The following is a 14,406-nucleotide window of genomic DNA, read 5'->3' as shown; positions in this document are numbered from 1 at the left end:
GGGTGACCTATGGAACTAAGTATATTGCTGATGGTCGTGCAGCTTTTTTTCGCGCTGGTCATCGGCGTTTATTTTTGGAATCTGCTGCGGGGACAGAAGACCAATAAGACAGCGGTGGACCGGGAATCACGCAAGGAGCTGGATAAGCTGCGCAAAATGCGGATGATCTCACTGACCAAGCCGCTCTCGGAGAAGACGCGTCCGGCCTCCATCGACGATATCGTCGGACAGAAGGACGGGCTGCGCGCTCTGAAGGCCGCGCTTTGTAGTAGCAATCCGCAGCATGTCATCATCTACGGACCGCCCGGTGTGGGCAAGACGGCCGCTGCGCGTGTCGTCATGGAGGAGGCGAAGAAGAACGCGCTCTCCCCGTTCAAGCGCGATGCCAAGTTCACAGAGATTGATGCCACTACGGCGCGCTTTGATGAGCGCGGGATTGCCGATCCGCTGATCGGCTCTGTGCATGATCCGATCTATCAGGGTGCGGGGGCCATGGGGGTGGCCGGGGTTCCGCAGCCGAAGCCGGGAGCAGTAACCAAGGCGCATGGCGGCATTCTGTTCCTCGATGAGATCGGCGAGCTGCATCCGATTCAGATGAATAAGCTGCTGAAGGTGCTGGAGGACCGCAAGGTGCTGCTCGAGAGCGCCTATTACAATTCTGAGGATAACAATACGCCTGCGTATATCCATGATATTTTTCAGAATGGCCTGCCTGCCGATTTCCGGCTGGTCGGAGCCACTACACGGTCGCCGGACGAGCTCTCGCCTGCGCTGCGTTCGCGCTGCATGGAGATTTATTTCCGTCCGCTGCTGCCGGAGGAGATTGCGGTCATCGGACGGGATGCCGTCCAGAAGATCGGACTGAAGCCAAGCCCGGAAGCGGTAGAGGTCGTGCAGCAATATGCCACGAACGGCCGCGAGGCGGTGAATATGATTCAGCTGGCCGCGGGTCTGGCGCTGACCGAAGGCCGGGATACCCTGAGCGCTGCCGAAGTGGAGTGGGTTGCCAGCAGCAGCCAGCTGCCGCTGCGGACGGAGCGCAAGATTCCTTCCGCACCGCAGATCGGGCTGGTGAACGGGCTTGCGGTCTATGGGCCGGGTATGGGTACCCTGCTTGAGATCGAAGTCTCAGCCGCGCCTGCTGTTAACGGGCCGGGCAGACTCAATATCACCGGCGTGGTCGATGAAGAAGAGACCCGGGGAGGCTCGCGGACGGTCCGGCGCAAGAGCATGGCCAGAGGTTCGATAGAGAATGTGCTGACCGTCCTGCGCACCATGAAGCTGGAGCCGGACCGGTATGATCTGCATATCAACTTCCCCGGCGGAACTCCGATTGACGGTCCGTCCGCCGGGGTTGCCATGGCGGTGGCTATCGTCTCCGCCATCCGGCAGCTGCCGGTAGATAACACGGTAGCCATTACCGGGGAGATCGGCATCCACGGCCGGGTGAAGCCGGTCGGCGGCGTGGTCGCCAAGGTGGAGGCTGCCTTCCAGGCCGGAGCAACCACTGTGCTGATCCCTAAGGAGAATTGGCAGTCGCTGTTCGCCGACCTGGGAGCACTCCGGGTCATTCCGGTGGACACCGTCGAAGAAGTCTTCCGCCATCTGTTCGGCGCGGACACGGCGGACGTTAGAATGCCTGCTGTGTCCGGCGAGACGTTCTCTTCATCGCCTTCGCTGCTGAAGGCGGATGCTTCGGGGGAGAGTCTGCCGGGCTAGCGGACGGCTGAACATTGTTTACATGAAGGGAAGCCCCTCCGGAATCTCTGCGGGGGCTTCTTTTTGCTGTAACTTATCCTTCTATTTCTCGCTGAGATGTGAGGACGAACGGAATAAGCCCGGATGTTGTGAGGACCGGAGGTAGTTGGATATTCTCCACTTACTGATGGACGAATGCTCCTTGGCACAACAGCAGTTGGACAAACAGCACTTAAATTCACCCGTTTCCTCCCCAGTTGCTAAAACCCACAATATTAGATGCTGTTTTTCCACTTGCTTCCGTCCATCCCTCAGGAACGGGTAAATTAAGATACGTTTTTCCACTTGCTTGCTGAAGGTCTGACATTCGGTCATAAGAAATGATATAATTATCAGAACAGTGTGCATCATTTTGGAGAACGTCCATGGGGGCGTTCTTTGTTTAAATAGAAGAATTTATATGTTGCACACGATAACTTATTTCTCGCTGAAACGAACGCCGTCCTTTAAGAGGACGGCGAAGTCGTTTCTGCTTGTTATCCGTTAATTCATTCCCGGAGACCGGGAAACGGCATAGTGCACTGAAGTTCAGCGAATACTAATGGGCGACTATGCCCATAACACCAGCAGCATTCAAGGGTTGTTGGTGTTTTGATGCCGCTTTTGTTAGAATGAATGCATATGACACTACTTATGAACCATGGGAGGTGCGAAAGCGATGATACAAAGCAAATCCAAAGGTCGTCGTTTTCCTTTATTACCGCTTAGAGGTCTTCTTGTATATCCCAGTATGGTTCTGCATCTGGATGTAGGCCGTGAGAAGTCCGTCCGGGCATTAGAAAAAGCTATGGTTGAAGATAACCTGATTCTCCTCTGCTCCCAGTCGGAAGTGAATATTGAGGAGCCGGGGCAAGAGGATATTTTCCGCGTCGGTACAGTTGCGAATGTGCGGCAGATGCTGAAGCTTCCCAACGGCACGATCCGTGTGCTGGTGGAAGGCGTAGAGCGTGCCGAGATTATTCATTATACGGATAACGAGGAGTATTATGAGGTGATGGCGCGTGAGCTGCCGGAGCAGGAGGATGTGGACCAGGAGAGCGATGCCCTGATGCGCAGCGTCCTGAGCCAGTTCGAACACTACATCACCTTATCCAAGAAAGTAACGCCAGAGACGCTCGCTGCGGTCTCCGATATTGAGGAGCCTGGGCGGCTGGCAGATGTCATCACCAGTCATCTGGCGCTGAAGATTAAGGACAAACAGGAGATTCTGGAGACCATTGACGTCAGCAAACGTCTGGAGAAGCTGCTCGATATTCTCAATAATGAGCGTGAAGTGCTGGAGCTGGAACGCAAGATCAGCCAGCGCGTGAAGAAGCAGATGGAGAAGACCCAGAAGGAATATTACCTGCGTGAACAGATGAAAGCGATCCAGAAGGAGCTTGGCGAGAAGGAAGGCCGGGCCGGTGAAGCCGACGAGCTGCGCGCCCAGATGGAAGAGAAGAACCTGCCGGAACGGGTGCAGGAGAAGATTGAGAAGGAAATCGACCGTCTGGAGAAAATGCCGGCAAGCTCGGCCGAAGGCAGTGTGATCCGCAACTATGTGGATTGGCTGCTGAGTCTGCCCTGGAGCGAAGCCACGGAAGATGATCTGGATATCCGCAAGGCCGAAGAGGTGCTGGATGCCGACCACTATGGTCTGGAGAAGCCGAAGGAACGTGTGCTGGAATACCTGGCTGTACAGAAGCTGGTCAAAGGTCTGAAGGGACCGATTCTGTGTCTGGTAGGTCCTCCGGGCGTCGGCAAAACCTCACTCGCCCGCTCCATTGCCCGCTCCCTGAACCGCAAGTTCGTCCGCATCTCGCTGGGCGGCGTGCGGGATGAAGCCGAGATCCGGGGCCACCGCCGTACGTATGTCGGTGCGATGCCGGGACGGATTATCCAGGGGATGAAGACAGCCGGCAGCGTCAATCCGGTCTTCCTGCTGGATGAGATCGACAAGATGGCAGCGGACTTCCGCGGCGATCCGTCGGCGGCCCTGCTGGAGGTGCTGGACCCTGAACAGAACAATACGTTCAGCGATCACTTCGTAGAGCTGCCGTTCGATCTGTCGAACGTCATGTTCGTCACTACGGCGAATGCCGTGCACAACATTCCGCGTCCGCTATTGGACCGTATGGAGATGCTGTTCATTCCGGGGTATACGGAGCTAGAGAAGCTGCAGATTGCCAGCCGTTATCTGCTGCCGAAGCAGCGCAAGAGCCACGGTCTGGAGGAGGAGCAGCTCTCCATCGGAGATGACACGCTGCTGAAGATTGTCCGCGAGTACACCCGCGAATCCGGGGTGCGGAATCTGGAGCAGCAGATTGCGGCCCTCTGCCGTAAGGCTGCGAAGCAGATTGTCTCGGAAGAGAAGGAACGCGTGAGCATCCTTCCGGAAGAGATCAAGGATTATCTCGGAGCCTCCAAGTTCCGCTATGGAATGGCAGAGCTGGAGGATCAGATCGGCACCGTTACCGGGCTGGCCTGGACCGAGGTTGGCGGCGATACGCTGCTGATTGAAGTGACTGTTGTCCAGGGCACCGGCAAGCTTACGCTGACCGGACAACTGGGCGATGTGATGAAGGAATCGGCGCAGGCCGCCTTCAGCTACACCCGCTCGAAGGCGGAGGAGCTGGGGCTCGCACCGGACTTCCACGAGAAGAACGATATTCACATTCATATTCCCGAAGGGGCGATTCCCAAGGACGGACCGTCCGCAGGGATTACCATTGCCACAGCGCTGATCTCGGCGCTCACCAAACGTTATGTCTCCAAGCATGTAGCGATGACGGGCGAGATTACGCTGCGCGGACGCGTATTGCCGATCGGGGGGCTTAAGGAGAAGTCGCTGGCAGCCCACCGTGCAGGCTATAAGAAGATTCTCATGCCGAAGGACAACGAACGTGACCTCAAGGATATTCCTGAGAGTGTGCGTAATGATGTGGAGTTCGTGCCGGTATCCCATATGGATCAGGTACTGAAGCACGCGCTGGTGGATCAGGTTGAGGGCAGGGACACAGAGTCAGATACAGAAATAAGCATTGAAGCGCCCAGTAGTGTGCATTAGAAAGGAAGTCTTATGAAAGTTAATAACGCCGAATTTGTGATCAGTGCCGTAGGTCCTGATCAGTATCCAGTGGATGCCTTGCCGGAGATTGCTCTGGCAGGGCGCTCCAATGTAGGAAAGTCTTCTCTGATCAACCGGATGATTAACCGCAAGAACCTTGCCCGCACCAGTTCTACACCGGGGAAGACCCAGCATATGAACTATTACCGGGTGAATGAGAGCATGTATTTCGTTGACTTCCCGGGTTATGGCTATGCCAAGGTCTCGAAGACGCAGCGCGCCTCCTGGGGCAAGATGGTTGAGAAGTATATGGCGGAGCGCGAGACGCTGAAGATGGTTCTGCTTGTCGTAGATCTGCGCCACCCGCCGACTGCCAATGACAAAATGATGTTTGACTGGCTGAAGCACTACGATCTGCCGCTCTGTGTAGTGGCAACCAAGGCGGACAAAATTCCGAAGACCCGCTGGCCGAAGCATATCAAGGTGATGAAGCAGGAGCTCGGTGTGCTGCCGGGGGATAGCTTCATTGCTTATTCATCAGAGATTGGACTTGGCAAAGACGAATTATGGGAACTTATAGATAGACATACTCTATCCACCGAAGAAGAGCTTCCGGCAGAACCGGATGATCGGGATTCCGGGGATGAACCGCAGCACGAAGAGTCTTCTGAGACTTAAGGGTTTGTCATTAAGAATTGAGGGATGTTTATGGCTCAGCGTCTGGCTATGGAATATGTGAATGCAACGATGCAAATGACCGAATTTCAGCTGAACCAGTTTTTGCTTACAGCCGACACCAGCTATATCAGTCACCGCGTGAAGGTACTTGGCGCGGGGGAACAGGAGATTGTGCTGGAGGAGGCCGGGGGCGAGGAGGTCCATCTGTCTTTTGAACGCAGAGGCGGCGTCTATATTGGTTCCTTGTCCTGCAGGGTAGTGAATCCTCATCTGATTAATGCAGTCCGCAAGTTATTCTTCACGTACAAAGGCACAGGAACCGTAAACCGCATTTATAAGGATCTAACGATGATGTATTACTATGAGGGAGGCTCGGTACGCCGGATCTCGGAAGTGAGGCCCGGCGGTACCAAGCTGATCTATCAGCATAAATATTCCTTGGCGGAGATGGCATCTGTTTTTAAGCTGCAGACGGTAGAACGCGAGATCGCGCAGATCCGTCAAGAGATTAATAATCTGCTCGATACCCGCAACCGTTGTCAGCAGGAAGCAGTGATCCGGGAAGTAGATGAGAGGCTTGCAGAGGCGGCTCACCGGCTGTTCCGATTGGAAGCTTGAAGATAATTATTTTAAAAATTAGCAATCATTTCCTAGCGAAATGGTTGTATTTTTTTGCGAAAACTATACATATCCTCTACGAAAGGACCGATAAACAACATATGATAGATATCCATAGCCATATTCTACCCTTCATGGATGACGGAGCCACCGATTATGACGCCGCTCTCGCCATGGCGCAAGACGCCCATAATGATGGGATTTCGACTGTAGTAGCTACCCCCCACCATGCGAACGGAGTCTATATGAATCCGGCGAGAGAGATTGAGGAGTCAGTGCGGGTGCTGAACGCGAAGCTCCAGGAGGCAGGCAATCCGCTGCTCGTGCTGCCGGGCCAGGAGATCCGTATCTACGGAGATCTGCTGGATGACCTGGAGCAGGGAGAACTGCTGAGTCTGGCCGGGTCCCGGTACATTCTGCTGGAGATGCCCTCCTCGCGGGTGCCCCGCAGTATGGAGGAGACCTGCCATGAACTGATCATTCAAGGTTATGTTCCAGTCATCGCCCATCCGGAGCGCAACGCAGAGGTTGCCGAGGACCCTTCCAGACTGGTGCGGTTAATCGAGCTTGGCGCGTTAGGACAATTGACAGCGCAGAGCGTAGCCGGTACCTTCGGGAGCAAGCTTCAGAAGCTGTCACTCGAGCTGTGCAGACGGCAGGCCGTGCATATTATTGCATCCGATGCGCATGACCAACTGCACCGTCCCTTTGGATTAAGCGAAGCCTATGGTGTGGTGAAGCGGGAATTAGGCAGTGAGTCATTCGACTTTTTTCAACAAAATTCGCGCAAAATCATTAAAAATGAGGAGGCTATTCGAGCTAATCCTGTTCAATCTTACAACAAACGTCATAGATTGTTCGGAATTTTCTCTCGTAAGGGGTGACCTTCCTATCCTTTAATGGTAGAATGGTTATTACTGGATTCTTGCACTATTATTAATACAAATACATATTAAGAGGTGGATGACAAGTGAGTTTGAAGAAAAAAATGGCAGTATCTACACTAGCAGTAAGTATGGCAGCGGCATCCGTTGCCGGATTCCCGTTCAGCAGCAAGGGGCTGGCTGAACATTTTGGAGTGAGTACAGCTTCCGCAGCAGCAGTAACTAATGCAGGTGTGAAGGCGAAGGTTGAGAAGATTTATGCTCAGCTTACAGAGACTGAGAGACAAGCACTTCTTGCTTATGAGAAGGAAGCAGGCAATATCAGCGCTGAAATTTTCGAACAGATTTTCCAACCAGTACTTTCCAAGCTTGCCTTAGAAGCTGATGATCTTGCAACTGCCCATGAAGCTTTCAAGAGCGTATCCAGTGTAGTCTATGATGTGTATGACAAGGATTACACCGCAATCAAGGCTATCCGCTATGATGTGAAGAATGTGGACTTGCTGAAGAAGATTGCAGATAAGGCTGGCGTAAAGAATCTTACAGCTGACGATTTCAATGAATTCCTGTTCGGCGACAAAGGCGTTGAAGCTGAACTTCGTGCAATGATCAGCAATAAGTCCACAAATGAGTTGTTGAACCTGATCGCTAATGCTTCCAGCACTGATGAGGCTCTGAATACATTGCTGGATGAAGCCGTTACTAAGGTTCTGAATCACCACACAGTTGAAGGCGGTCTGACCGTTAGCCAGGTAGTGTACAACCTTAACATTACTCCTGGAGATATTAAGCTCAGTCTCAAGAACCTGAAGGATACAATTCCAACAGCCGCGCCAGCAGTGAAGGCTCTTGCTCTAGCTTATGTGAGAGCTTACATTAACGAGCCTGTAACTCCTAACCCTGAAAACCCTGGACCTAGCAACCCTAGCGGCGGTAACGGCACAGTAACAACTCCGGTTACCAACCCTACTGCGACACCAGGCCTGTATGATGTATCCAAGCTGGTAACGATTGTTGGCAACAAAGCAACCCTGAAGCTGGTAGATGCTGATGTATTGAAGGCGTTCGATGCACTGGTTGCTGCCAATGCCGGTAAGACAGGTCTTACGCTTACGCTGAACCTGGGTACGGTGAATGCTGCAACGGTAGAAGTACCATTGTCCAAAGCAATCATCGAAGCAGCCAAGGCTAAAGGCATTGCCAACATTGCCATTACCTTCAACGGCTTGACAGTAACCATTCCGGTAGGACAATTCAGTGAAGCTATTACACTGACTGCTTCCACCGTAGCGGATACAACCGTAAGCTCGATCTCCAGCCTGAAGCTGGCATCCAGCGTATATGAATTTGATCTGACTGTAGGCGGCGTTGCAACAACAACCTTCAAGCAGCCAATCATCATTAAGCTGCCGCTTAAGAATACAGAAGGTCTTGACAAAGAGCTGCTGTCCGTTGCGAAGGTTGTATACGGTGCACTGCAATTCCAGGGTGGTGTTCTAGACGGTGAGCATATCGTAGAACCGCGTGATACCTTCTCCTCTTATGCTGTACTGGAGAACAAAGTAAGCTTCAAGGATGTTGCAAGTGTTCAAGCCTGGGCTGGAAGACAGATCTCGGTTGTAGCAGCTAAGGGTGCTATTGAAGGCGTAGGCAACGGCAACTTTGCTCCGAAGAGTAATGTGACCCGTGCAGAATTCGCCAAAATGCTGATTCGCGCACTGAACCTGGAGAACAACTCCGCGAAGCAGAGCTTCGGCGATGTAAGCTCCACAGCCTGGTATGCTCCTTACGTAGCGGTTGCTGCTGAGAAGGGAATCATCACCGGACGCAGTGCAGCGAAGTTCGATCCGAATGCAACGATTACCCGTGCAGAAATGGCGACGATGATCTCCCGTGCGGTGAAGTCGATCAATCCTGCAACAACTACAAGTGTTAGCGCACTGAGCCAGTTCTCCGATGCAGGCAAGATCGCTGCTTCCCTGAAAGACGGAGTAGCCTTCGCTGCCAGCAATAACCTGGTTATCGGCAACGCCGGCAAGTTTAGCCCTAATAACACAGCTACACGTGCTGAAGCTGCAGTAATTATCTACCGTACCATCAACTTCAAGTAAGTAAATAGTATTATGGAGAGCCTCCTCTCGTCCGTTAGAGAGGGGGCACTTTTTTGAAATAGAATAATTTATATGTTGCACACGATAACTTGGGAAATATAAGAATTTACAGCTTGGAGGGAAATGCACTTGTCAGCACAAGAATTGGATCTGCGCGATTATTTCCAGATTGTCAGGAAGAGACTGTGGATGATTGTCAGCATTGTTATCGTGGCCTGTATTCTTGCCGGGATCTACAGCTTATATATCAAGAATCCGGTCTATGAAGCTTCAACGAAGATTATTGTGAATCAGACGCCTACGCAAGCTTCGGTAGGACAGCTGGATCTGAATCAGATCAATACCAACATTCAGCTTATCAATACGTACAAGGAAATTATCAAGACACCGGCTATCCTCGACGTTGTGGCCAAGAACTACCCTCAGTTTGGTATTACTGCGGAGGAGATGCTCAAGAAGGTTAATGTGAGTTCGGTAAATAATACGCAGGTGATGACACTTGTCGTTCGAGATAATTCGTACCAGAGAGCCGCAGAGATCGTGAATGCCATATCCCTTGTGTTCAAGCAGGAGATTCCTTCCCTGTTCAATGTGCAGAATGTATCCATCCTCAATGAAGCCAAGCTGAATCCGCCAGTTGAACCGGGACCGGTAGAACCTAATGTGGTGATGAACCTCGCTATCGCTTTTATCGTATCCCTCATGATCGGCCTTGGAATTGCCTTCTTGCTGGAGTATCTGGATGATACGCTGAAGACCGAAGATGATATCAAAAAATACCTTGGACTGCCAACCATTGCGATGATTACCCGGCTGGGCCAGGAAGAAATGAAGACCACAGAGCAGCAGCAGGCACAGACACAGAGCAGAAAGGCGGGAGAACTCGAACATGTCACAGCAGCCAAATAAACAACGCCATCTGATCACCGTGACCAACCCGCGTTCGCCTGTATCTGAGGCTTTTCGGGCACTGCGCACGAACATTGATTTCTCCTCTGTAGATGAACAGATTCAGATCATTATGGTCACTTCTTCCGGACCGGAGGAAGGCAAGTCAACGGTTACCGCTAACCTGGCCGCTGCGTATGCGCAAGCGGATAAGAAGGTGCTGCTAATCGACGGAGACTTGCGCAAGCCTACAGCGCATAAGACTTTTTCACTCAGTAACCGGTATGGATTGTCCTCACTGCTCTCCCAGCAAGCAGATCTGTCCGAAGTAGTTCAAGAATCGGGAGTGAACAATCTGTCGCTGATGACATCCGGCCCCATTCCGCCGAACCCGGCTGAGATGATGGCCTCCAACCGGATGAGTGCGGTGCTGCAGGAGCTTCGCCAGCTATATGATGTGATCCTGATTGATACACCGCCACTGCTCGCAGTTACAGATGCGCAGATTGTTGCCTCCAAGAGCGATGGCGTAATTATGGTTGTCAGCTATGGCAAGGTGAAGCGGGATATCGCCGCCAAGGCGAAGGCCAGTCTGGACCGGGTAGGTGCGAAGATGCTGGGTGTGGTACTCAACAATGTGAAGCGTAAAGCCAGTGAAGGCTACTACTATTATTATTATGGCAATTGAGTTTTAAATTGAAAATTGTTGTTTTTGGAGGCACTGAAAATGACAGCAAAAACCAGAGTATTAGTATTATTCATGATAGATATTGCGATCATATGGTTCAGTATCATAACGTCTTACCTGTTCCGGTTCTATAATTCTATTCCGCCGGAATACATAGTGCAGATGATAGTCTTCGGGATGATCTCAACCGTGGCTATCGGAGGAAGCCTGGTATATTTCGGGCTGTACCGCAGAATGTGGCAATATGCCAGTATCGGCGAGATTATATCCGTGCTTAAGGCGATTATAGTAGGCTCCGTAATAGCATATGCTGCCGCGTTTGTAATTCTGCCCCAGCGTGTGCCGTTCAGTATAGAAGTACGGTCCATGGAGACCATCCTGCTCCTGGTCGGGGGCGCCCGATTCTTCTGGCGAGTCTTCCGTAATGACCGGAGCAACAATAAGCATACGGAGATTCATACACTTATTGTGGGAGCCGGAGATTGCGGAATTCTGATTGCCAGAGAGATGATGGGACCTTCCTTCGCGCATACCCGGCTGGTCGGGTTCGTCGATGACAGCGCAGATAAGTATCACATGTCCATCATGGGCGTTCCGGTGCTGGGCAACCGCTACGACATACCGCGGATCGTGAAGGAACAAGAGATTCATGAGATCATTATTGCCATGCCTTCCGTCTCCAGAACAGAGATATCCGAGATTATTAATCTGTCCAAAGCCACAGGCGCGAAGCTGAAGATTATCCCGGCCCTGAATGATCTCATTGCAGGCAAGATCTCCGTCAAGAAGCTGCGGGATGTCAGCGTAGAGGATCTGCTCGGCCGTGAACCGATTGTAGCGGACATGAACAGTATCCTGGGTTATGTTCATAACAAGACCGTGCTCATTACAGGAGCGGGCGGTTCTATCGGATCAGAGTTATGCCGCCAGATCGCTCCCTTTGCACCGGACAAGCTGCTGATCCTTGGACACGGGGAGAACAGCATCTATACCATAGAGATGGAGCTGCGCAAGAGCTTCCCGTATCTGGAGATCGTGACTGTGATTGCCGATGTTCAGGACCGGGTAAGGCTGATGGATGTATTCCAGAGCCACAAACCGCAGGTAGTCTTTCATGCGGCAGCACATAAGCACGTTCCCCTGATGGAGCGTAACCCTTCCGAGGCGATTAAGAATAATGTCTTCGGAACACGCAATGTAGCCGACTGTGCAGACAAATACGGCGCAGAACGCTTCGTGATGATCTCTTCGGACAAGGCCGTTAACCCTACCAGTGTGATGGGGGCAACCAAACGTATTGCCGAGATGTATGTTCAGAGTCTCAATGTAACCAGTCCTACCAAGTTCTCTGCGGTACGGTTCGGTAACGTACTGGGCAGCCGGGGCAGTGTGATTCCTGCATTCAAGCAGCAGATTGCGGCCGGTGGACCAGTCACTGTAACGCATCCGGAGATGGTCCGCTACTTCATGACCATTCCCGAAGCCGTCCAACTGGTGATCCAGTCCGGTTCCTTCGCTGGCGGCGGAGAGGTATTTGTCCTCGATATGGGGGCGCCGGTTAAGATCCTGACGCTTGCCGAGGACTTGATCACACTGTCCGGTTATGAACCTTATAAGGATATCAATATTACCTTCTCGGGGATCCGGGAAGGCGAGAAGCTGTATGAAGAACTGCTGACAGATGAAGAGAACCTTAGCTCCACCCAGCATGACCGGATTTTCATAGGCAGACCCAATGTCTTCACCCAGAGCCAAATGGAGCTTGAGTTCAAACGGTTAGAGCGGGTAGTTACCGAAGATGCAGAATCCATCCGTGAAGCCATTAATCAGATCGTGCCGATGCAGCCGGTCATCCAGGCAGCCATTAGCTAATTAGAGATTCGGAGGTACCTGAATTGAAAAGATGGAAAAAAGTATTGATCTGGACGCTGTCCGTCATTGTGGTACTAGGCGTCGGCGGATTGTTCGCTGCCAATTATGCGGTCGACAAGCTGATGAATTCCATGGCCGACGGATTCGATGTGAATGCGGAGGATACTGCCAACGTTCCTCAGGGACAGGTAGTTGACCCTGTGGTAGCCGACAGTGATCCGTCTGCGGAGCCAGCCGCTTCAGTTGATCCGGCAACGGCAGCTACACCGGATAGTACCCCTGTCAATAAGCTAGATGGAACTAATGGAGCGCAAGCGACTGCCAGCACCGGCAAGCCTGCCCATACAGTCAAGCCTGCAAGCACTCCTGCTCCGACACCAGAAGGTGTGGATGGGTTAGCTCATATTTCACCAGATAAGGCAAAAGAAGTTCAGGCCAATGTGTCGATGAAAGATAAAGCGAATGTTGCAGCCATAGTGGCTGGACAACTAAGCGTCTCAGATATCAAGCGTTTGCAAGAGTTAGCCTCAGGCGGACTCACGAATGAAGAGAAGCGGGAAGCCCGCAGTATCATTCTCGGTAAGGTCACCGAGGAACAATATAACGAACTCGCACAAGTAGCCAAGAAGTACGGCGTCAGTCAAGGCAAGACACGGGATCAGATCATCGCCGAAGAAGAACAACTCAAAGCTCAAGAAAAAGGAAGTGAATAACCCATGTTCAAGGTGAAAATTCCAGCAGCAGCACTTCTTACAGTGACATTAATGGGCTGCTCGCCATTAACGGCTTCTGCCCCTATATCCGCTTCAGCAGCTACCCAGGTAGCCGTTGCAACAAATGCAACAACTGCAGCTGTTAAGACAGCGAATCCGATCAAAGTGCAGAATGCCGATGTAACCATGCTCTTCGATGGTGTAGCACTGCAGCCGCCGGCAGGACAATATGTGTTCATGTACAACAACACGACCTATGTCCCATTGCGGTTCATGTCCTATGCCCTGCAGAAGAGTGTAAGCTGGGATGCCAAGAACCTTAAGGTAACCGTAGCGGAGCCAAGCAGCTCTGAGCGGGTAGTCATTAAGGAATACTTAATGAATGCTGCCTCCAGTCCTTCCTTTGCAGCGAAGAATTTGGCTCTGAACAACGTGAATGCAAGTTATGTATTTAACGGGAGCAACAAAGCCTTGCCCAAAGGCCAATCCAGTTATCTGCTAAACGGTTCCATCTATGTGCCCCTAAGATTCTTATCGGAATCTGTAGGAAATTCCATTAGCTGGAATCCGAAGACGATGACCATCACTGCGAGCTCTAAGAATTATGAAGAGAACCCAACTACGCCTACTGTGAAACCAACTAACAATGGATCGAGTCCATCTGCCAGTCCTGCACCAACACCAGCCCCGGCACCGGCGGCAACCACTGAACCAGGTGGAGCAGCAGGCGGTTCAGGAGCGGGTGGGGCAGGAACAGGTAAAGTGTCTTATGAGAGTATTACTGGTGAGACGGAAGCGAAGCTGAGTGCGCTACAGTCGCAGAGTGCATCTACATTGTTTGGAATTGCCTTTGAATACGTGAGCGCTACAGATGCTGCAACCAAGCAAAGTATCAAGGCCAAAGGGAAACAGCAGCTAGACTCTTTTACAGCCTCATTTAACAGTATAATCGCTGACGCTGAACAAAAACTAAACAGTAATGGTTATAGTACAGCTATAATTGCTCAGTATAGATCAGCGTTTGAGGCTGAGCTAGATAAGGGAAGAGCTATTGCTGAGGGTATGGGGAAATAATAGTATTGAAACAGCCTCAATATCAAAAATATGGTTTACAGTTGTAGGATGCGTTCCATTCAACCGTAGCTGTAAA

The 14,406-nt window shown here is 51.7% G+C and carries 11 protein-coding genes; all 11 read left to right on the top strand.

Annotated elements, in window-relative coordinates:
- Positions 1–9 precede the first annotated feature (9 nt).
- Positions 10–1,719, top strand: a complete 1,710-nt coding sequence (gene lonB, locus KDC22_RS26805; protein WP_211720956.1) for an ATP-dependent protease LonB — start codon at positions 10–12, stop codon at positions 1,717–1,719.
- A gap of 697 nt (positions 1,720–2,416) precedes the next feature.
- Complete coding sequence (lon, locus tag KDC22_RS26800; RefSeq protein ID WP_211720955.1) at positions 2,417–4,804, top strand: endopeptidase La; 2,388 nt, start codon at positions 2,417–2,419, stop codon at positions 4,802–4,804.
- Positions 4,805–4,816: 12 nt separating this feature from the next.
- Positions 4,817–5,482 (top strand): ribosome biogenesis GTP-binding protein YihA/YsxC, encoded by a 666-nt coding sequence (gene yihA / locus KDC22_RS26795; protein ID WP_211720954.1) that lies wholly within the window; start codon positions 4,817–4,819, stop codon positions 5,480–5,482.
- 30 nt (positions 5,483–5,512) lie between these two features.
- Entirely contained in the window at positions 5,513–6,100 is a 588-nt protein-coding gene (locus tag KDC22_RS26790) for a non-ribosomal peptide synthetase module (RefSeq protein WP_211720953.1), read from the top strand.
- 101 nt (positions 6,101–6,201) lie between these two features.
- Complete coding sequence (locus KDC22_RS26785) at positions 6,202–6,984, top strand: tyrosine-protein phosphatase (protein ID WP_211720952.1); 783 nt, start codon at positions 6,202–6,204, stop codon at positions 6,982–6,984.
- Between the two features lie 86 nt (positions 6,985–7,070).
- Entirely contained in the window at positions 7,071–9,095 is a 2,025-nt protein-coding gene (locus KDC22_RS26780; protein ID WP_211720951.1) for an S-layer homology domain-containing protein, read from the top strand.
- A 129-nt stretch (positions 9,096–9,224) separates the two neighbouring features.
- Complete coding sequence (locus KDC22_RS26775; protein WP_173132156.1) at positions 9,225–10,004, top strand: YveK family protein; 780 nt, start codon at positions 9,225–9,227, stop codon at positions 10,002–10,004.
- A complete protein-coding gene (locus tag KDC22_RS26770) occupies positions 9,985–10,671 on the top strand; it encodes a CpsD/CapB family tyrosine-protein kinase (RefSeq protein ID WP_211720949.1) in 687 nt (228 codons plus the stop codon). Before KDC22_RS26775 ends, KDC22_RS26770 begins: the two co-directional genes overlap by 20 nt.
- Positions 10,672–10,710: 39 nt before the next feature.
- Positions 10,711–12,543, top strand: a complete 1,833-nt coding sequence (locus KDC22_RS26765) for a polysaccharide biosynthesis protein (RefSeq protein ID WP_173132162.1) — start codon at positions 10,711–10,713, stop codon at positions 12,541–12,543.
- A 23-nt stretch (positions 12,544–12,566) separates the two neighbouring features.
- Positions 12,567–13,256: a RodZ family helix-turn-helix domain-containing protein gene (locus tag KDC22_RS26760; RefSeq protein WP_211720948.1), complete on the top strand. Its 690-nt coding sequence runs from the start codon at positions 12,567–12,569 to the stop codon at positions 13,254–13,256.
- 3 nt (positions 13,257–13,259) lie between these two features.
- Positions 13,260–14,330: a copper amine oxidase N-terminal domain-containing protein gene (locus KDC22_RS26755; protein ID WP_211720947.1), complete on the top strand. Its 1,071-nt coding sequence runs from the start codon at positions 13,260–13,262 to the stop codon at positions 14,328–14,330.
- The last annotated feature ends 76 nt before the right edge of the window (positions 14,331–14,406 follow it).

The organism is Paenibacillus tritici, assembly GCF_018207515.1.
Lineage (GTDB): Bacteria > Bacillota > Bacilli > Paenibacillales > Paenibacillaceae > Paenibacillus_AQ > Paenibacillus_AQ tritici.
Note: the sequence above shows the minus strand (reverse complement) of the source record. Positions and strands in the feature narration are given on the sequence as shown.

Coding starts and splice junctions, on each gene's coding strand:
- lonB (WP_211720956.1), top strand. CDS start 10: ATGGAACTAAGTATATTGCTGATGGTCGTGCAGCTTTTTTTCGCGCTG.
- lon (WP_211720955.1), top strand. CDS start 2,417: ATGATACAAAGCAAATCCAAAGGTCGTCGTTTTCCTTTATTACCGCTT.
- yihA (WP_211720954.1), top strand. CDS start 4,817: ATGAAAGTTAATAACGCCGAATTTGTGATCAGTGCCGTAGGTCCTGAT.
- KDC22_RS26790 (WP_211720953.1), top strand. CDS start 5,513: ATGGCTCAGCGTCTGGCTATGGAATATGTGAATGCAACGATGCAAATG.
- KDC22_RS26785 (WP_211720952.1), top strand. CDS start 6,202: ATGATAGATATCCATAGCCATATTCTACCCTTCATGGATGACGGAGCC.
- KDC22_RS26770 (WP_211720949.1), top strand. CDS start 9,985: ATGTCACAGCAGCCAAATAAACAACGCCATCTGATCACCGTGACCAAC.
- KDC22_RS26765 (WP_173132162.1), top strand. CDS start 10,711: ATGACAGCAAAAACCAGAGTATTAGTATTATTCATGATAGATATTGCG.
- KDC22_RS26755 (WP_211720947.1), top strand. CDS start 13,260: ATGTTCAAGGTGAAAATTCCAGCAGCAGCACTTCTTACAGTGACATTA.